Source organism: Amycolatopsis solani (assembly GCF_033441515.1).
GTDB classification, from domain to species: Bacteria; Actinomycetota; Actinomycetes; order Mycobacteriales; family Pseudonocardiaceae; genus Amycolatopsis; species Amycolatopsis solani.
This window is the reverse complement of the sequence record NZ_JAWQJT010000001.1, coordinates 2,287,627-2,306,362: the sequence shown is the minus strand read 5'-3', so window position 1 is coordinate 2,306,362 and position 18,736 is coordinate 2,287,627. Positions and strand designations below refer to the sequence as shown.

Genomic DNA, 18,736 nt, shown 5'->3' with positions numbered 1-18,736 from the left:
CGGCCCAGGCTGGGAGCAGCGAACGAAAGGAGCCGAAATGAACACCCTCCGCCCAGGTCAGGACGGTTACGCCGAAGAAGTCGCCGGGTTCCAGACGGCGGTGCCCAGCTCGCCCGCGGTCGTCGTGGCCGCCGAAAGCGCCGAGGACGTCGCCGCCGCGGTGCGGTACGCCGCCGAGCACGGGCTGCCGGTCGCCGTCCAGGCCACCGGGCACGGCCTCACCGCCGGGACCGACGGCGTCCTGATCAGCACGCGCCGGATGACCGGCGTGGAGATCGACGCTCCGGCCCGGACCGCCCGGGTGGAAGCGGGCGCGCGCTGGGGCGCCGTCATCGAGGCCGCCGGGGCGCACGGCCTGGCGCCGCTCAGCGGCTCGTCGCCGGACGTCGGCGTCGTCGGCTACACGCTCGCCGGCGGCTTCGGGCTGATGGCCCGTCAGTACGGCCGCGCCGCCGACCACGTCCGCGCCCTCGACGTCGTCACCGCAGACGGCGAGCTCCAGCGCGTCGAGCCGGGCTCGGACTTGTTCTGGGCACTGCGCGGCGGCCGTGACAGCTTCGGCGTCGTCACGGCGGTGGAGTTCGACCTCTTCCCGGTCTCCCACCTCTACGGCGGCGGCCTCTACTTCGGCCCCGAGGACGTGCCGGCGGTGCTGCGGGCCTGGCGCACCTGGTCGGCGGCCGCGCCGGACGCGCTGACGACGTCGCTGGCCATGGTCGAGTACCCCGACCTCCCGGTTCTGCCGCCGCACCTGCGCGGGCGGCACATCGCGCAGGTCCGCGTCGCCTACCTCGGCGAGGACGGCGACGAACTGGTCGCCCCACTGCGGGCCGCGGCGCCGGTCCTGATGGACACGCTGAAGGTCATGCCGTTCACCGAGTCCGGGTCGATCGCCGCCGAGCCGCGGGAGCCGCACGGCTACCACGGCACCAACGCGACCGTCTCGCAGCTGAACGACGCCATGCTCGACGCGGTCGTCGAGCACGCGGGCCCCGGCGCGGCGACGCCGCCGGTGCTGATCATCGACCGGCTGGGCGGCGCGCTCTCCCGGCCGCCGTCGATCGCGGGCGTCGGCTGGGACAGCTCGGCCGAGTTCGTCGTCCGGACGCTGTCGCTGGTCGGCGACGGCGGGACCGCGGCCGTCCGGACCGCGCACGCGAAGCTGTTCGACGCGCTGGCGCCGTGGACGACCGGCCGGCTGCTGCCCTTCGTCTACGGCGAGCACGCGACAGTCGAGGGCGTCCACCCGGCGGCGGACCTGCGCCGACTCGGGGAGCTGAAGCGCCGTTACGACGTTCGGAGCACCTTCCGGGCGGCCGGACCGGAGGCAAAGGGGCGGTAAGCGGACGTCCTATACTCGCCCCGACGATCACACCGATGGGGGAACCGAGTTGCGCACGATGAGCCACGAGGACTACCTCGGCATGCGGCGGTTCCCCGGCCTCGACGGCCTCCGCGCGATCGCCGCGACGATGGTGATCTTCTTCCACTTCGGCGGCCAGAACTGGACGTGGCTGTCGGGCTGGGTCGGCGTCTACCTGTTCTTCGTGCTGTCCGGCTTCCTGATCACGACGCTGCTGCTGCGTGAGCAGGACCGGACCGGCCGGATCTCGCTGTCGAACTTCTACATCCGCCGCGTCTTCCGGATCCTGCCGCCGTACCTGGTGATCCTGGGCGGGATCGTCGCGTTCGTGGCGCTGCGCGGCGAATTCCACGCGCGCGACTTCCCGAACGCGCTGAAGTTCTACCTGACGTTCCTCAACGAGTTCCTGCCGTCGTTCACCAACGGCACGGACAACTTCTTCAGCGGCTCGTGGACGCTGGGGATCGAGGAGAAGTTCTACCTGGTCTGGCCGTTCCTGCTGGTCTTCATCGGGATCGGCGCGGCGAAGCGCAAGTTCCTGCTGGTCGGCGCGGCGATGGTCGTCCTGCTGGCCCTGGTCCCGCTGACCACGGGCGGCTGGCTGCTGCACGGCGCGAACGTGCCGATCTACCGCTCGACGGTGCACTACTTCATCCTGGCGGCCGGCTGCCTGCTGGCGATCCTGCTGCACTACCGGCGGGGTTACGCGCTGCTGAAGCCGCTGACCCACCCGCTGGCGGCGATCCCGATCGTCGTGGGGTTCGTGGTGTTCCACACGAACCTCGACACGCTGTGGAACCGCACCGGCCAGAACCTCTGGCTGCTGGTGGCGTACGCGTTCGCGGCGATGCTGCTGCTGATCGTCCTGGTCAGCCCGGGCCCGACCCGCTGGCTGATGGGCACGGCCCCGCTGCGGTTCGTCGGCGAGCGGTCGTACTCGCTGTACCTGCTGCAGGGACCGGTGCACTTCGTGGTCATCCAGGCGGTGCCCGGGCTGGCCCGCAACCACACGACGAGCGCGGTGGTGGTCTTCCTGGTCGGCCTGGCGATCGCCGACCTGATCCACCGGTGGGTGGAGAAGCCACTGATCGACGTGGGCAAGCGGATCATCGCCCGGAAGGAAGCACGGCGAGCGGAGCGGGAAGAGGCACGGCGGCCGGTGGAGCCGCCGGTGCCGTCGGAGCCCGCTCCCGCCGCCGCGACCTCGGCGTCTTAGCGCTCGAAGACGATGATCGGGATGATCCGGTCCGTCTTCGTCTCGTACTCCGCGAAACCCTCGGCGTGCGCGACCATGCCCGCGTACAGGCGGTCACGCTCGGCGCGGTCCGCGATCACCGTCGCCGTGGCCTCGAACTTCTCGGTGCCGACCTCGAGCGTGACCTTCGGGTTGGCGACGAGGTTGTGGTACCAGGCCGGGTTCTTCGGGGCGCCGCCCATGGACGCGGCGACGACGTAGCGGTCGCCGTCAGTGGTGTACACCAGCGGGGACAGGCGGGGTTCGCCGCTCTTCGCGCCGATCGTCGTGAGGAGCAGCACGTTCTTGCCCTCGAAGTAGCCGCCGACCACGCCGTCGTTGGCTCGGAACTCGTCCACGACCTGCTTGTTGAAGTCGTTCACGTCGGCTGGTGCGGTCATGAGGATCCCCTGTTCTGGCCGGTACGCTCGGTCCGCGAGGTACGCTCGGACGAACCGAAGCGTTTGCTTTGCAAACAAAGCTACCGACCGGAGGTGAGCGGTGTCAACGCAGCCCGGCCCGAGTGTCGAGGACGGCGTGCGGCAGCTCCTGCTGCTCATGCCGCGCCTGGTCGGCCGCGCGAAGCGGACGCCGGTGCCCGCGGAGCTCAACGGCTGCGCGCTCGCGCCGCGGCACCTGTCGCTACTCTCCTACCTGCTCTTCGACGGTCCGATGACGGTCACCGAACTGGCCACCCGCCTTCAGGTCGCCCCGACGACGGCCAGCCTGATGGTCGGCGACCTCAGCCGTCAGGGCGTGCTGAACCGCGACGAGGACCCAGCCGACCGCCGCCGCACGATCGTCAGCATCACCCCGGACAAGCGCCCGGCGGTCGACGCCTGGCTGGCCCGCGGCGCGAAGGCGTGGAGCGACGCGTTGACGCCGTTGAGCCCGGCCGAGCGGCAGCTGGTGATCGCGACGCTGGAGGCCTACGAACGCGGCACGTGCGAAGGCCCCGCCTGCCCGACGTAGTGAATGACTCATTCATGTCGTCCGGCGACAGGGTCCCGGCAAAGTCGCGTGTGCACGATCGGCCGGATCCGCCGCGATGTCCTGAACGACCCCTTCACCACGCTCGGGCCACCGATCCCCGGCCGCCACCTCCCGCGCACCCAGCGGCGGCTTGCCGAAGGCGGTGTCGCGAATGACTCATTCGGGACCTCCAAAGCCGCCAATGACTCATTCGCGACCTCACTCGAACTGCCCGCCCCGCCTGCCACCGGTGAAGCGAGCCGGGACCGACGACTTTGCCGGAGCCCTGTCGTCCGGCGACATGAATGAGTCATTCACTGCATGTCAGTCCTCGCGCTTTTCCCGGGCCAGCTTCCGCTGCGCCTCCGCGCGTTCCCGGCACTTGCGCAGGAACTCGTCGTCGTCCTCCGCGCTCGTCGCCGCGAAGCGCCCGGGGCGGTCGTACTCCGGGTACGCCGGCGCGTTGCGCTCGTACGGCCCGCGCACCCGCGTCACCTGCTGCGGCCGGCCCGCGACCAGCCAGATGATCGACCCGACCAGCGGCACCACCAGGACGAGCAGCAGCCACAGTCCCTTCGGCAGGTTTCGGCAGGAAGACTCGTCGGTCGTGATCACGTCGACGAGGCAGAAGATCCACAGCCCGAGCGTGACGATCCCGAGCAGCCCGTCCAGGTACAGCAATTTCCGCGCCTTTCCCCCATGGAAATGAACGCGGTAAGTCTTAGCAGAGCCCGTTTCCGGCCCGGCCGCGGGTCACCCACAGCTGTTCGGGCATCCGGAGATTCGGCGACGACACCCACGACGTCCTCACCTCTGTCAGGCGAAACCCCTGCAGCGCCCGCAAAACGCCGGTGGCGAGCGCGGTCGCGTGCCGTTCGCCCGGGCAGGCGCGGGGCCCGGCGCCGAACGGCGTCCCCGCCAGCGAGACCGAAACGTCGGCGCCGTCGATCCGGCGGCGGGTGGACAGCACCGCCGGCCCGGCGGGTTTTCCGGACAGCCACGCGGAAAGCTCGTTGCCGATGAGCCCCGCGGTCGCGTCGCACGCCTGGACGAGCAGGCCGATCCGGGCGGCCGCGCGTTCGTCCGCGCCGCCGCACGCGGCGATCAGCCGTCCCAGCGCGGCTTCCGCAGCCGCGCCCGGGGTCACGTGGGGGTGGTACGCGGCCGCGACCAGCGCCACGTCCGCCGAGACGCCGGGCAGGCCGAGCGCCGAAGCGAGCACCCCGACCGGCACCGGCCGCGCGACTTCGGCCATCACGTCGAACTCGCCGAGCGCGGCCACGATCCCTTGGGTGCGCGCGAAAGCTTCGTCCCGCAGCTCGCCGACGGACGCCAGGAGCGACACCGCGAGCCCCCGCCGCCGGACGTGGTCGGGACCATTGCTGAACCGGGCCACGTTCGCGCGCAGCCACGCGACGCTCCCGGGCGGGACATCGGAGGGAACAGGCGGCACCGGCGCGGAAAGCGAAGTCATGCCGCGACCGTAGCCGCGGGAAACGTCGGCGCCGGCCGAAGTTTAGAGCAGCGAACCCGGCAGCCAGGTCGCTTGTGGACCACCGCACCGCACCGGCCGCGGGACGGCGTGCTGGAACCACCACGCCTCGGTGACGCGGCCGTCCGGGAGCCGGTACGTCGGCGGCCCGGCCACGCGGGCGAGCCCGGCGGCCTGCAGCGAGCGCGCGCTGGCGACGTTGCCGACCTCGGCGCCGGCCCGCACCCGCGGCAGGCCGAGGTGGTCGTGGGCCAGCGCGAGCCCGGCCGCGAAGAGCGTCCGGCCGTGGCCGCGGCCGCGGTAGTCCGGGGCGAGGTAGCCGCCGGTCTCCGGGCCGCCGTCCTCGCCGGTGTGCACGCTGACCAGGCCGACGCAGCGGTTGGCCTCGACGTCGATCATCACCAGGTCGACGGACTGCGGATCGGGCGACGCCCAGTCCGGGCCGGTACCGGGCACGACCCGCAGCGCGTCGGCCCGCGACGGCTCGGCGACGATCGAGTCGGCCTGCCAGCCCAGCCAGCGTTGCGCGGCCGGATCGCTGCCGCACGCGACCGCGGCGGCGTACTCCCACGCGGTCGGGGTGCGGAAGAGGAAGCGCCCGTCGCGCACGACGTGGCCCTGCCGGTCGCAGGCCCGCTTGGTCATCAGGCGGCCGCGGCGGGTGAGCCGGTCGAAGATCCCCTTGGTGGCTGGCAGCATCGCGGCGAAATCGTAGCGGAGCGGGCGGGACGCGAGTTGTATTGTGGCCCGATGACGGCCGTACCCGACGCAACCGAACTGGACGGCTCCGGCCGCGCAGCCCAGCCGCGTCAGCTCATCGTGACGGTGTACGGCCTCTACTCGCGCACGGAAGGCGGCTGGCTGTCGGTCGCTTCGCTGATCGACCTGCTCGCCGCCGTCGGGGTCGACGAACCCGCGGTGCGCTCGTCGATCTCCCGGCTGAAGCGGCGCGGCATCCTCGAAGCGGTCCGCCGCGACGCGACGGCGGGCTACGAGCTGTCCGCCGAAGCCCGCGAGATCCTGCGCGAGGGCGACGAGCGGATCTTCCGCCGCGACCGCGCGACCCCGGCCGACGGCTGGCTGCTGGCGGTGTTCTCGGTACCGGAGACCGAGCGCCACAAGCGCCACCTCCTGCGCACCCAGCTCGCCCGGATGGGCTTCGGCACGGCGGCGTCGGGCGTCTGGATCGCGCCGGCCCACCTCCACGGGGTGGCCGCCGAGGCCCTGACCCGCCTCGGCCTGGCCGGCTACGCCGACCTGTTCCGCGCCGATCACCTGGCGTTCGGCGACGTCGCCGCGAAGGTCCGCGACTGGTGGGACCTCGACCGCCTGGACGAGCTGTACACGACGTTCCTCGACGAGCACGGCCCGGCCCTGCGCCGCTGGAAGACCCGCGCCCCGGAGCCGGACGGCGAGGCGTTCGCCGACTACGTCCGGGTCCTGACCGGCTGGCGCCGGATGCCCTACCTCGACCCGGGCCTGCCCGCGGAGTTCCTGCCGGCGAACTGGTCGGGCATCCGCGCGGCGGACCTGTTCTTCGAGCTGCACGCGCGCCTGGAGACGCCGGCCCGTGCGTACGTCACCACATCCATCGGCGCCAGTGGTCGTGAGTGTTAAGGCGGGTTCTAACCCGACTTTTCACTCACGACCGCGAACCCCTGCACCTCGACCAAAGCCTCCTCGTCCCACAGCCGCGCGACGCCGATGCCCGCCATCGCGGGGTACTCCGTGCCCGCGAGGCGCTTCCAGACCCGGCCGATCTCGCGAGCATGAGCGCGGTAATCCGGCATGTCGACGATGTAGATGGTCACGCTGCACAGGTCCTCCGGAGCACCGCCCGCAGCGCGGAGCGACGCCAGCAGGTTGCCCAGCGCGCGCTCGAACTGCTCGACCACGCCGTCGCCGACGATCTTGTTCGACGCGTCCAGTGCGGTCTGGCCGGCCAGGAAGACGACCCGGCCCTCGGCCACCACCGCGTGCGAGAACCCGGACGGCTTGCCCAGCTCCGGTGGGTTGATGCGTTCCATGCGCACACCGTACGCCATCTTTCGCGTTATTGACGGTCGTAGTCGTGACGACATACCCTGGACGGCGTGCGTATCGCGGTCATCGGCGGCGGCCCGGCGGGCCTGTACTTCGCCGCGCTGGCGAAACAGCTCGGTCCCGGCCACGAAATCACGGTCTGGGAGCGCAACGCCCCGGACGACACGTTCGGCTTCGGCGTCGTGTTCTCCGACGAGACGCTCGGCGGCATCGAGCACGCCGACGCGGCGGTGCACGAGGCCATGAAGGCCGAGTTCGCGCGCTGGGACGACATCGACGTCCACTACCGCGGCACCGTCACCACCTCGGGCGGCCACGGCTTCGCCGCGATGAGCCGCAAGCGCCTGCTCGGCATCCTGCAGAGCCGCTGCGGCGAACTCGGCGTCGGGCTGCACTTCCACGAAGAAGCGCCGGCGGACCTTTCGGGCTACGACCTCGTCGTCGCCGCCGACGGTCTCAACTCCGCGGTCCGCACCCGGTACGCCGAGACGTTCCGGCCGAGCGTCGAGACCCGCCGCTGCCGCTACATCTGGCTGGGCACGGACCTGGTGTTCGACGCCTTCAAGTTCCACGTCCTCGAGACGCCGGCCGGGATCATGCAGATCCACGGCTACCCCTACGGGCGCGACGGCAGCACGTTCATCCTCGAGGTCCAGGAGGACGTCTGGCAGCGGACGTTCGCCCCGGTCGCGGCGGCCTCGCTCAAGCCGGGCGAGAGCGACGAGCCGTCGATCGCGCTGATCCGCGAGCTGTGCGCCGACGTCCTGGACGGCCACCAGGTGCTGGCGAACAACTCGAAGTGGGTTTCGTTCGGCACGGTCCGCTGCGAAACGTGGGTGCACGAGAACGTCGTCCTCCTCGGCGACGCGGCGCACACCGCGCACTTTTCGATCGGCTCCGGCACGAAGCTGGCGATGGAGGACGCCCTCGCGCTCGCCGCGTGCCTGCACGAGAACGACGGCGTCACGGCGGCGCTCAAGGCCTACGAGCTGGAACGGCGGCCGGTCGTCACGTCGACGCAGCGCGCCGCGCAGGCCAGCCTCGAGTGGTTCGAGAACATCGCGCAGTACGCCCACCAGGAACCGCCGCAGTTCGCGTTCAACCTCCTCACACGCAGCCGCCGCGTCACCTACGACAACCTCCGCCTGCGCGACCCGGAGTTCGCCACCGAGCTGGACCACTGGTTCGCGCGGTCGCTCGGGACGACGTCGCGGCCGCCGATGTTCCAGCCGTTCCGGCTCGGTGCGCTGGAACTGCCGAACCGGATCGTCGTGTCCCCGATGGACATGTATTCCGCTGTGGACGGTGTGCCCGGCGACTTCCACCTGGTGCACCTGGGCAGCAAGGCACTGGGCGGCGCCGGGCTGGTGATGACCGAGATGGTGTGCGTTTCCCCTGAAGGCCGGATCACACCCGGCTGCGGCGGGTTGTACACCGCCGAGCAGGAAGCCGCGTGGAAACGGGTCGTCGACTTCGTGCACACGCAGTCGTCCGCGCGCATCGGTGTCCAATTGGGACACTCCGGCCGCAAGGGCTCGACGAAGCTGATGTGGGACGGCATCGACGAGCCGCTCCCCGCGGGCAACTGGGAAGTCTGCGCCCCTTCGGCACTGCCCTACTCCGCGCGGAACCAGGTCCCCCGCGAACTGTCCACAGCGGACCTCGCGGAGATCCGGGACCAGTTCGTCGCGTGCGCGCAAGCGGCCGCCCGCGCCGGGTTCGACGTCCTCGAACTGCACTGCGCGCACGGCTACCTGCTGTCGTCGTTCCTCTCCCCGCTGACCAATCAGCGCACCGATACCTACGGCGGTTCACTGGAGAACCGGCTGCGTTTTCCCTTGGAGGTCTTCGACGCGGTCCGCGCCGCCTGGCCCGCCGAGCGGCCGATGACCGTCCGGATTTCGGCGACCGACTGGTGCGAGGGCGGCATCGATGCCGACGACGCCGTCGAGATCGCGCGCGCGTTCGCGTCCCACGGCGCCGCGGGCATCGACGTCTCGACCGGGCAGGTTGTCAGCGAAGAACGACCGCAGTACGGCCGCAGCTACCAGACGCCGTACGCGGACCGGATCCGCAACGAAATCGGCGAAGAGTACGGGATCGCGGTGATCGCGGTCGGCGCGATCTCGTCGTACGACGACGTGAACTCCCTGATCCTCGCCGGGCGCGCGGACCTCTGCGCACTGGGCCGCACCCACCTCTACGATCCACAGTGGACGCTGCACGCGGCGGCCGAGCAGGACTACCCGATGGCGTGGCCGAAGCCGTTCGCCGCGGGCCGCCGCAAACCCCAGACCGGCCGCAGCGACGGGCCGGAGCCGCGCCTCGACCTCGTCCGGTCCGGCACGGTGGGAACCGCCCATGCTCGCTGGCGACCGGGAGCTTCGCGATGACCGCTTTCGCTTTGACCGCCGAACAGCAGGCCTTCGCCGCGGAGGTCCGACGGCTGGCCGAGGAGCAGCTGCGCCCGCTCGCCGAGTCCGGTGTGGAGGGTGCGGTGAACCGCCCGCTGCTCAAGGCGATGGGCGCGCTCGGCCTGCTCGCACGGTTGTTCCCCGGAGTCGCCGAAGGCACGCCGTCGAGGCAGGCGGCCGCGACGGACCTGTGCATCCTGCGTGAGAACCTGGCCACGGTGAGCACCGAAGCCGAGACCGCGCTGGCGTTGCAGGGACTGGGAAGTTATCCGATCCTGCAGTCCGGACAGGACGGACAGGTCGCGACGTGGCTGCCCGCGGTGGCGGCCGGCGACGCGGTGGCGGCGTTCGCGTTGACCGAGCCGGACGCCGGTTCGGACGCGGCGGCGTTGTCCCTGCGGGCCGAGCCCGACGGCGACGGCTGGCGCCTGACCGGCGAGAAGATGTGGATCTCGAACGCGCCGGAAGCGGACTTCTACACGGTGTTCGCCCGCACGACCCCGGACGCCGGCTCCCGCGGGGTGAGCGCGTTCGTCGTCCCGGCCGACCGGCCCGGCCTCGGCGGCGAGCACCTCGACCTGGTGAGCCCGCACCCGATCGGCACGGTGACGTTCGACGGCGTCGAGGTCCGGCGCGAGGAACTGCTCGGCGAGGAGAACCGCGGTTTCGCCGTGGCGATGCGGACGCTCGACCTGTTCCGCCCGAGCGTCGGCGCGTTCGCCGTCGGCATGGCGCAGGCGGCGCTGGACGCCACTGTGGACCACACGGGCGAGCGGAAAGCCTTCGGTGGCCCGCTGATCAAGCAGCAGGCGGTGGCGCACGCGCTGGCGGAGATGGCGACGCGCACGGAAGCCGCCCGGCTGCTGGTCTACGCGGCGGCGGGCGCGTACGACGCCGGCGAGCAGAACCTCGGCGGCCGCGCGGCGATGGCGAAGCTGTTCGCGACCGAGGCGGCGCAGTTCGTCGTCGACTCCGCGGTCCAGCTCCACGGTGCCCGCGCGCTGCGGCGCGGGCACCTGCTGGAGCACCTCTACCGCGAGGTCCGCGCGCCGCGCATCTACGAAGGCGCGTCGGAGATCCAGCGGACGATCATCGCGCGGTGGCTGGCTTCTTCGGCTTCCGGTCGAGCCACCACTGACTGAGCAGCAACAACGTCAGGATGCTCAACGACGCGGAGACCGTGGCCGCGCTGAGGATCATCGCGCCCTTGTCGCCTCCCCGCGGCAGCACCAGCAGGAAGCCGAGCGGGGACAGCGCCCGGCTCATCAGCGTGTTCATGCACATGGCGAAGCTGCGGATCATCCACTTCCGGTGGTCGGCGTACCGGCGTCGCCGGATCGCCCGCCACCCGGCGATCGTGAAGCCGAGCCACAGCAAGGCGGCGACGACGTCGAGCGCGGCGACGACCGGCCCGAACGGGCTCACCGCCCCGACGGTCGCCGCCAGCACGGCCGAGGGAATGGCGCCGGCGAAGACGTAGACGCGCCCGACCCGCCGGTGCACGACCGGGTGCGTCCGCCGCAGCCACGGCCAGATCTGCAGGATCACGCACACGATGGCGACCGTGCCGAAGGCGATGTGCGCGACGAGGAACCAGTAGTGCTGCGTGAACCCGGGCGGCGCGGGCACGCGCGACCGCGCGGGATCGAGCGTGAGGTACGGCGGCACCGAGTAGGCGATAAAAGCGGCGACGACGAGCGCGAGCGGCACCACCCACGGCCGTCGCCACCACTTCGGTTTCGCCTGTGCGGCTGCGGGTCTGATCTCCGTTCGAACGGTCATGGCGAACCCCCAAGTTCGGCTACCGATCCGAAGGTAGGGAGAACCGGGGGACGAAACCATGGGGTGAGCCACCACAACCCTGGTGGGGCTCACCCCACCGCCGTTCAGCTGCCGCGCACCCGCCGGACGGTGTCGCGGTAGAAGTAGCCGCTCTGCTTGATCGTGCGTTCCTGCGTCTCGTAGTCCACCCGGATCAGCCCGAACCGCTTCGCGTACCCGTAGGCCCACTCGAAGTTGTCCAAAAGGGACCACGCGAAGTACCCGCGCACGTCCGCCCCGGCCTCACGAGCCGCCGCCACGGCCGCGATGTGCGAAGCCAAGTAGGCCGTTCGGCCCTCGTCGCGGACAAAGCCGGAAGAGTCGGGGTCGTCGTCGAAGGCCGAGCCGTTCTCCGTGATGTACATCGGCAGGCCCGGGTAGTCGCGACCCAGCCGGGTCAGCAGCTCCGTGAACTTGCCCGGCAGGATCTCCCAGCCCATCGCCGTCGTCGGTTCGCCGAACGGGACCACTCGCGAAGCCGGGACGCCCTCGTCGTCCACGGAAGAGCCGTTCTCGTCCACGCCCGAGAACTGCTGGCCGAAGTAGTAGTTCACGCCCAGGAAGTCCAGCGGCGTCGAAATGATCGACAGGTCGCCGTCCTGGATCGGCAGCTTGACGCCGCGCGAAGCCAGGTCGTCCACCACGTCTTCCGGGTAGCGCCCGTGCACCAGCGGATCCAGGTACACGCGGACGCCGAGGCCGTCCGCCTGGCGGGCCGCGCGGACGTCTTCCTCGGAATCCGTCGCCGGGTCGGCCGTGCACATGTTGAGGGTGATGCCGAACTGCGTGTCCGGCGGCGCGGCCTCGCGCATTCGCTGCGTCGCGAGCCCGTGGCCGAGCAGCAGGTGGTGCACCGCGTGCAGGCCGGCCGCGTAGTCCCGCCGCCCCGGCGCCATCACGCCGTGGACGTACCCGTGCATCGCCGAGCACCACGGCTCGTTCAGCGTCGTCCAGTGGCGGACGCGATCGGAAAGCCGGTCGAACACCAGCATCGCGTAGTCCGCGAACCGGTACGCCGTGTCACGCGCGGGCCAGCCGCCCGCGTCCTCCAGTTCCTGCGGCAGGTCCCAGTGGTACAGCGTCAGCCACGGCGTGATCCCGCGGCTCAGCGTCTCGTCGACCAGCCGGTCGTAGAACCCGAGGCCGGCCTCGTTGACGCCGCCGCGGCCGCGCGGCTGGACCCGGGGCCACGCCACGGAAAAGCGGTATGTGTCCGCGCCCAGTTCGCGCACCAGCTCGATGTCCGACGGCATCCGGTGGTAGTGGTCGCACGCCACGTCACCGTTGTCGTTGTTGTCGATCGCCCACGGGACCCGGCAGAACGTGTCCCAGATGGACGGTGTGCGTCCGTCTTCCGCGACCGCGCCTTCGATCTGGTACGCGGCGGTGGCCACGCCCCAGCGGAAGTCCGGCGGCAGGGTGTCGATCAGCGCCTGCTGGTCGGCGGTCGCGGCGGTGGTCTCGGTCAAGGCAGCACTCCTCCAGTGGTACCGGACAGGGCGGACGGCGTTCAGGGGGAACCGACGGGGTGCAGCCAGCACGCGACTTCGCGCGCCGGGTCACCCGGGGTGCTGAGCAGCGGCACACGGTCGGGGCACGGCTCGAATGCCTTGGGGCAGCGCGGGTGGAACGCGCACCCGGACGGCATCCCGCGCGTGTCCGGTGGCGAACCGGGGATTCCGGCCAGCTCGCGCCGCGGACCCCGCAGCGCGGGGAACGAGTTCAGCAGGCCGTGGCTGTACGGGTGCAGCGCGTCCCGGTAGAGGTCCGCGGCCGGCGCCTGCTCGACGATCCGGCCGCCGTACATGATCGCGATCCGGTCCGAGAACTCCACGAGCAGCGACAGGTCGTGCGTGATGAACAGGACCGAGAAGCCCAGCCGCTCGCGCAGTTCCACCAGCTGACCGAGGATCTGCCGCTGCATCACGACGTCGAGCGCGGTCGTCGGCTCGTCCATGATGACGATCCGCGGCTCGAGCGCGAGCGCCATCGCGATCATCACGCGCTGCCGCATGCCGCCGGAGAGCTGGTGCGGGTACGCCTCCAGGCGGTCGGCCGAGATCCCGACCAGCCGGAGCAGGTCGCGCGCCCGGGCCACCCGGCCCGGGCGGCTCGTGCCCGGCTCGTGCGCCTTGATGACGTCGACGAGCTGCGTGACGACCTTGTGCACCGGGTTGAGCGAGTTCATCGCGCCTTGGAACACGATCGACGTCTCCGCCCAGCGGAAGCCGCGCAGCTGCTTGTCGGTCAGCTTCAGCACGTCGTAGGGCTCGCCGTCGGCCGGGTGGTAGATCACCTCGCCGCCGCGGATGACACCCGGCGGGGCGAGCAGCCGCGTCAGCCCGTAGGCCAAAGTGGACTTCCCGCTGCCGCTTTCCCCGGCCAGGCCGAGGACTTCGCCGCGGTGCAGCGTCAGGTGCACGTCCCGGACCGCCCGCAAGGCCTCGTCGCCGACGCCGTAGTCGACGTCGAGGCCCTTGATCTCCAGTACCGGGTCCATCATGGCTTTTCCTCTCGCCCGAGCACGGGCGTGAAGCCCACTCGCATGCGGTGCGTCTTCCCGTCGGCGCCGCGCACGCGCGCTTTGCCGCTGCCGCGCAGGCGCGGGCTGACGAACTCGTCGATGCCGAAGTTGAGCAGGGACAGCGCGGTGCCGAGGATCGCGATCGCCAGCCCGGCCGGCACGAACCACCACCACGCGCCCTGCGCGAGGGCCTGCTGGCTCTGCGCCCAGAACAGGATCGTGCCCCAGTTCCAGTTGGACAGTCCCGAGACGCCGACGAACGCCAGCGTGATCTCGGACATCACGGCGAAGATCACCGTGCCGACGAAGCTGGATGCGATCACCGCGGTCAGGTTCGGCAGGATCTCGAAGAAGATGATCCGCCACGTCGACTCACCGGTCGCCCGCGCGGCTTCGACGTATTCCCGGCCGCGCAAAGACAACGTCTGCGCTCTGAGCACCCGCGCGCCCCACGCCCACGACGTGAACCCGATGATCACCGCCACCAGGATGTCGCCGCCGGTGGGCACCGCGCTGCCGATGATGATGATCAGCGGCAGCGCCGGGATCACCAGGAACACATTGGACAGTGCGGAGAGGCCTTCGCCGGTGTTGCCGCCGAGGTAGCCGGAGGCCACGCCGACGACGACGGCGAGGATCGTCGCCACCACCCCGGCGGCCAGCCCCACCAGCATGACGCTGCGGGTGCCGACCACGACCTGGCTGAAGATGTCCTGGCCGAGGTGGGTGGTGCCGAACCAGTGCCGTCCGGACGGCGCTTCCAGCAGATCGCTGCTGCGCGCCGACGGGTCGTACGGCGCGATCCACTCGCCGACGACCGCGAGCACCAGGAAGAAGACGATGACGGCCAGTCCGGTGCCGGTCTTGCCGCCGGTCAGGAACCGGAACCGGCGCCGCTTCGCCCGGCCGGCGATCGCGTCGACGGGGAGGGCCTGGGCGGCTTTGACGTCCGCCGCGGGTACGGCCATGTCAGCCCTCCTTCCGGGTGCGCGGGTCGAGCGCGAGGTAAGCGACGTCGGCGAACAGGTTCGCCACGAGCACCGACAGCGTGATGATCAGGAAGATCCCCTGCATCAGCGGGTAGTCCTGCGAACCGACCGCCTGGAACAGCTGGAACCCGACGCCCGGGTAGGAGAAGACGATCTCCACCAGCAGCGTCCCGCCGACGATGAAGCCCAGCGCCAGCGCGAACCCGGACACGCTCGGCAGCAGCGCGTTGCGCGCCGCGTACCCGACCATCACCCGGCGCTCGGGCAGGCCCTTGGCGTGCGCCACCGTCACGTAGTCCTCGGAAGCGACGGTGACCATCATGTTGCGCATGCCCAGGATCCAGCTGCCCATCGAGCTGATCAGGATGGTGAGGGCGGGCAGCAGGCTGTGCTGGATCGCGCTGCCGATGAACGTGCCGTCCCAGCCCGGGATCGTGCCCGGGTCGTAGCCGCCGGACGACGGGAAGAAGCTCCCGGGGCCGGCCAGCAGCGTCAGCGCGATCAGGCCGAGCCAGAAGTACGGGATCGACGACAGGAACGTCGTCACCGGCAGCAGGCCGTCGACCCACGAGCCGCGCTTCCAGCCGGCGACCACGCCGAGGCCGGTGCCGATGGCGAAGCCGACGATCGTGGTGATGCCGACCAGGATGATCGTCCACGGCAGGCTGTCGCCGAGCAGCTCGGACACCGGGCTCGGGAAGAACGTGAACGAAACCCCGAGGTCGCCGCGGAACAGCTGGCCCCAGTAGTCGAAGTACTGGGAGATCAGGCTTTCGTTCTTGTCGAGTCCGAACAGGACGTACAGCGACTGGATCGCGTCCGCGCTGAGCATGCCCTGGTTCTTCGCGATGAGCGACTGCACCGGGTCGCCCGGGATCAGCCGCGGGATGAAGAAGTTGATGGTGACGGCGGCCCACGCCGTGAAGACGTAGAAGACCAGCCGTTGCAGCAGGAACCTCATCGGGCGGCTCCGTCGTACAGCCAGCACGCGGCCCAGTGGCCGGGTGCGTCGTCGACGTCGAACCGCGGTGGCAGGTCGGTCTTGCACCGCTCCATCGCCACCGGGCAGCGCGGGTGGAACCGGCAGCCGGACGGCGGGTCGATCAGGCTCGGCGGCTCGCCGGACCCGCGCTCGGCGGGCGTCTCCCCGGGCTCGCCCCCGCCCGCGATCCGGTCGGGATCGGGCGCGGAGTCGATGAGCAGCCGCGTGTAGGGGTGCGCCGGCCGTTGCGTGATGGTCTCGCTGTCGCCGCCTTCGACCATCCGGCCCGCGTACATCACCATCGTCTCGTCGGCGAAGTAGCGCGCCGACGCGATGTCGTGCGTGATGTACAGGATCGCCAGGTGCAGGCGTTCCTTGAGGTCCCGCAGCAGGTTCAGCACGCCGAGCCGGATGGAGACGTCCAACATGGACACCGGCTCGTCGGCCAGCAGGGCTTCGGGGTCGGCGCCGAGCGCCCGCGCGATCGCCACGCGCTGGCGCTGGCCACCGGACAGTTCGTGCGGGAACTTGTCGATGTACCGCTCGGGCGGGGTCAGCTGGACGCGGGAAAGCAGTTCGTGCAACGCCTTCTCGAGGTCGTCACCCGCCCGGCCGTGGATCTTCAGCGCCCGCGTCAGGTGGTACCGCACGGTGTGCACCGGGTTCAGCGAGGCGAACGGGTCCTGGAAGATCATCTGGACCTGCCGGGCGTAGGCGCGGAACGCCTTGCCGTGCTTGACGTTCACCTCTTCGCCGTGCAGCCGGATGTCGCCGCCGGTGCGCGGGTAGAGCCCCGCGAGCAGGCGCGCGACCGTCGACTTGCCGGAGCCGGACTCGCCGACCAGCGCGGTGACCCGGCCCCGCCGCAGCGTCAGGGTCACGTCGTCGACGGCCTGGATGGCGCGCTTGGGACCGGTCAGGGCCGCGCGGCCCTTGCGACGCAGGGGGAAGTGCTTGGTGAGCCCCGCCGCCTCGAGGACCACGGGGAGGTCCCCCTCCGACCCGACGGCGACGGGGTCGGAGGGGGACTGCTCGGTCGTCACGGCTGAATCCGCCATCGGTCAGGCCGACGGCTTCAGGTGCAGGACGATGTCGAGCGCGTTGCGCAGCGTCGGCTGGGCCGGCGCGTAGGGGTTGGCCTCGTCCGGCCAGCCCGTCCAGTTCTTCGTGCTGTACTCGCCGCCGGAGTTGGCCGCCGAGGTCGGGATCATCGGCTGCTGGTCGATCATGATCTTCTGCAGCGTCGCCATCGCGGCGGTGCGAGCGGCGTCGTCCTCGGCGTTGGCGTAGGTCGCGAGCGCGTTCGTCGCCTCGTCGTTCTTGAAGCGGCCGTAGTTGCCGTTGATGCCACCCTGGCCGGTCGGCTTGTAGCGGGTGCCGTCCATGACGTCGCGGTACATGTCGTACGGCGTCGCACCGTCGTTGGTCCAGTGCATCAGGCCTTCGAAGTCACCGGTGTCGACCGACTTGATCCACGCGTCCTGGTTCATCTTCTCGACCGTGGCGGTGATGCCGATCTGCGAGAGGTTGTCCTTGATGATCTCCAGGTCGGTGATGTAGTCCGACCAGCCGGACGGGACGGTGAGCTTGATCGTGACCGGCTTGCCGCTCGGGTCGGCCAGCTTGTCACCGTTGAACTTGTAGCCCGCGCCGGTCAGCAGTGCCTTGGCGCCCGGGACGTCGACCTTGACCGTCTGGCCCTTGTACTGCGGCGCGATGAACGGGTCGCCCGCCGGCGTCGGGATCCCGGTGACCTGGTCGTTCTTCGGGTAGAAGTAGCCGGCCTCACCCTGGTTGAAGATGTCGTCGCGGTTGATCACCTTGCTGACCGCCTGGCGCAGCTTCGCGTCGTTCCACGGCGCCTTCTCGGTGTTGAACCACAGGCCGTGCACGGCCAGCTGCGCGGGGAACCACAGCTTGTAGTGCTGCGGGTCCTTGCTGGTGTAGACCGCCTTGTAGTTCGGGATGAAGACGAAACTCCACTCCGAAGCGCCGTTGACCAGCGCGTTCACCTGCGCGTTGTTGTCGGTGTAGGAGGTGTAGCGGATCTCCTTGACCTTCGGCGCTTCCTGCCAGTAGCCGTCGCGGCGGACGACGATCATCGTCTGCGGCGTGGCCGACTTCAGCGTGTACGGGCCGGTGCCGATCGGGTTCTTCACGGTGTCGAGCGCCGGGTCCTTGATGCCCTGCCAGACGTGCTTGGGCACGACGAGGGTCTGCAGGACCTTGAGCTGGTTGACGAACTGCGAGCTCTCGAAGCCCAGCGTCACCTGGTTGCCGGCCGCGGCGATGTCCTTGTACGGCACGGCGTCGACGTTCAGCGCCTTGTTGTCGCGCAGCAGCTGGAAGGTGTAGGCGACGTCTTCGGCGGTCATCGGCTGGCCGTCGGAGAACTTGACGCCGTCGCGGATGGTCAGGACGAGCTTCTTGTAGTTGTCCGACCAGTCCCACTTCGTCGCCAGCCAGGGCTTGCCGGGCTCCTGCGGCTTGACGCGGTTGTGCATGGCCAAGGGCTCGTAGATCATCCAGCGGTAGCCCATGTTGGACAGCGCGGACGTCTCGAGGAACGGGTTGTTGTTCTCCGACTGCGGGCCGTCGGGCTTGCCGACGTTGAGCACGGCGTCCGGGTTGCCCTGGGCGGCGTTCGAGCTGCCGCTGCCCCCGCACGCGGTCAGGCCGGCCACGGCCATGACGGCTACTAGCGCTGCGACGATGGAGCGCTTGACTCGCATCGGATCCTCCTGGTCATCGACGACTTACCTGTGTCGACTGGTAGCGAGCCCCGACCGCCGGCGACCGAACGACGTCGAGAAGTCAACCCGGGTGACTCGGGTCACGTCAATAACACGGCGGTAACGTTTTGGACCTAAGTTTAAGTGCTGAAAGAACTGGCGGTCTGGAC

General features: G+C 70.4%; 18 protein-coding genes. 6 read left to right on the top strand and 12 right to left on the bottom strand.

Annotated elements, in window-relative coordinates:
• Positions 1-37 precede the first annotated feature (37 nt).
• Together SD460_RS11515 and SD460_RS11510 are read left to right on the top strand one after the other, a co-directional pair.
• Positions 38-1,342 carry an FAD-binding oxidoreductase gene (locus SD460_RS11515; RefSeq protein ID WP_290049699.1) on the top strand — a complete coding sequence of 435 codons (1,305 nt, stop codon included), beginning with the start codon at positions 38-40 and terminating at the stop codon, positions 1,340-1,342.
• Between the two features lie 58 nt (positions 1,343-1,400).
• Complete coding sequence (locus SD460_RS11510; protein WP_290049697.1) at positions 1,401-2,579, top strand: acyltransferase family protein; 1,179 nt, start codon at positions 1,401-1,403, stop codon at positions 2,577-2,579.
• On the opposite strand, the gene SD460_RS11505 is transcribed toward SD460_RS11510, so the two are convergent.
• Positions 2,576-2,998, bottom strand: coding sequence for a nitroreductase family deazaflavin-dependent oxidoreductase (locus tag SD460_RS11505; RefSeq protein WP_290049696.1), 423 nt, complete (start codon positions 2,996-2,998; stop codon positions 2,576-2,578). The genes SD460_RS11510 and SD460_RS11505 overlap by 4 nt on opposite strands.
• Before the next feature lie 100 nt (positions 2,999-3,098).
• Between SD460_RS11505 and SD460_RS11500 the strand changes: the two genes are divergently transcribed.
• Positions 3,099-3,569, top strand: a complete 471-nt coding sequence (locus SD460_RS11500) for a MarR family winged helix-turn-helix transcriptional regulator (protein WP_290049695.1) — start codon at positions 3,099-3,101, stop codon at positions 3,567-3,569.
• Positions 3,570-3,893: 324 nt separating this feature from the next.
• On the opposite strand, the gene SD460_RS11495 is transcribed toward SD460_RS11500, so the two are convergent.
• The 3 genes from SD460_RS11495 to SD460_RS11485 are packed head-to-tail and all read right to left on the bottom strand — an operon-like array spanning position 3,894 to position 5,760.
• Positions 3,894-4,250: a PLDc N-terminal domain-containing protein gene (locus SD460_RS11495; protein ID WP_290049694.1), complete on the bottom strand. Its 357-nt coding sequence runs from the start codon at positions 4,248-4,250 to the stop codon at positions 3,894-3,896.
• 40 nt (positions 4,251-4,290) lie between these two features.
• Positions 4,291-5,043, bottom strand: coding sequence for a cytochrome P450 family protein (locus SD460_RS11490; protein ID WP_290049693.1), 753 nt, complete (start codon positions 5,041-5,043; stop codon positions 4,291-4,293).
• A gap of 42 nt (positions 5,044-5,085) precedes the next feature.
• Positions 5,086-5,760 carry a GNAT family N-acetyltransferase gene (locus SD460_RS11485; RefSeq protein WP_318306136.1) on the bottom strand — a complete coding sequence of 225 codons (675 nt, stop codon included), beginning with the start codon at positions 5,758-5,760 and terminating at the stop codon, positions 5,086-5,088.
• A gap of 51 nt (positions 5,761-5,811) precedes the next feature.
• Between SD460_RS11485 and SD460_RS11480 the strand changes: the two genes are divergently transcribed.
• Positions 5,812-6,678 (top strand): PaaX family transcriptional regulator, encoded by an 867-nt coding sequence (locus tag SD460_RS11480; protein WP_290053154.1) that lies wholly within the window; start codon positions 5,812-5,814, stop codon positions 6,676-6,678.
• A gap of 8 nt (positions 6,679-6,686) precedes the next feature.
• On the opposite strand, the gene SD460_RS11475 is transcribed toward SD460_RS11480, so the two are convergent.
• The gene (locus SD460_RS11475; protein ID WP_290053152.1) at positions 6,687-7,088 is read right to left on the bottom strand and encodes a RidA family protein; all 402 of its coding nucleotides are present in this window, start codon (positions 7,086-7,088) and stop codon (positions 6,687-6,689) included.
• A gap of 66 nt (positions 7,089-7,154) precedes the next feature.
• Here SD460_RS11475 and SD460_RS11470 point away from each other — a divergent pair, with 66 nt between their 5' ends.
• Together SD460_RS11470 and SD460_RS11465 are read left to right on the top strand one after the other, a co-directional pair.
• Positions 7,155-9,497: a bifunctional salicylyl-CoA 5-hydroxylase/oxidoreductase gene (locus SD460_RS11470; protein WP_290053151.1), complete on the top strand. Its 2,343-nt coding sequence runs from the start codon at positions 7,155-7,157 to the stop codon at positions 9,495-9,497.
• On the top strand, positions 9,494-10,660 hold the full coding sequence (locus tag SD460_RS11465; protein ID WP_290053148.1) for an acyl-CoA dehydrogenase family protein: 1,167 nt from the start codon (positions 9,494-9,496) through the stop codon (positions 10,658-10,660). Before SD460_RS11470 ends, SD460_RS11465 begins: the two co-directional genes overlap by 4 nt.
• On the opposite strand, the gene SD460_RS11460 is transcribed toward SD460_RS11465, so the two are convergent.
• From SD460_RS11460 to SD460_RS11430, 7 genes are all read right to left on the bottom strand, one after another.
• Entirely contained in the window at positions 10,608-11,231 is a 624-nt protein-coding gene (locus tag SD460_RS11460) for a DUF2306 domain-containing protein (protein ID WP_290053168.1), read from the bottom strand. The genes SD460_RS11465 and SD460_RS11460 overlap by 53 nt on opposite strands.
• 173 nt (positions 11,232-11,404) lie before the next feature.
• Positions 11,405-12,808 carry a GH1 family beta-glucosidase gene (locus SD460_RS11455; RefSeq protein ID WP_318306135.1) on the bottom strand — a complete coding sequence of 468 codons (1,404 nt, stop codon included), beginning with the start codon at positions 12,806-12,808 and terminating at the stop codon, positions 11,405-11,407.
• Between the two features lie 41 nt (positions 12,809-12,849).
• Positions 12,850-13,842 carry an ABC transporter ATP-binding protein gene (locus SD460_RS11450; RefSeq protein WP_290053144.1) on the bottom strand — a complete coding sequence of 331 codons (993 nt, stop codon included), beginning with the start codon at positions 13,840-13,842 and terminating at the stop codon, positions 12,850-12,852.
• Positions 13,839-14,831, bottom strand: coding sequence for an ABC transporter permease (locus SD460_RS11445; protein WP_290053142.1), 993 nt, complete (start codon positions 14,829-14,831; stop codon positions 13,839-13,841). The genes SD460_RS11450 and SD460_RS11445 overlap by 4 nt, the downstream gene beginning before the upstream one ends.
• 1 nt (position 14,832) lies before the next feature.
• Positions 14,833-15,813 (bottom strand): ABC transporter permease, encoded by a 981-nt coding sequence (locus SD460_RS11440; RefSeq protein ID WP_290053139.1) that lies wholly within the window; start codon positions 15,811-15,813, stop codon positions 14,833-14,835.
• The gene (locus SD460_RS11435) at positions 15,810-16,877 is read right to left on the bottom strand and encodes an ABC transporter ATP-binding protein (RefSeq protein WP_318306134.1); all 1,068 of its coding nucleotides are present in this window, start codon (positions 16,875-16,877) and stop codon (positions 15,810-15,812) included. The genes SD460_RS11440 and SD460_RS11435 overlap by 4 nt, the downstream gene beginning before the upstream one ends.
• Positions 16,878-16,895: 18 nt before the next feature.
• Positions 16,896-18,566 carry an ABC transporter substrate-binding protein gene (locus SD460_RS11430; protein ID WP_290053136.1) on the bottom strand — a complete coding sequence of 557 codons (1,671 nt, stop codon included), beginning with the start codon at positions 18,564-18,566 and terminating at the stop codon, positions 16,896-16,898.
• Between the last annotated feature and the right edge of the window lie 170 nt (positions 18,567-18,736).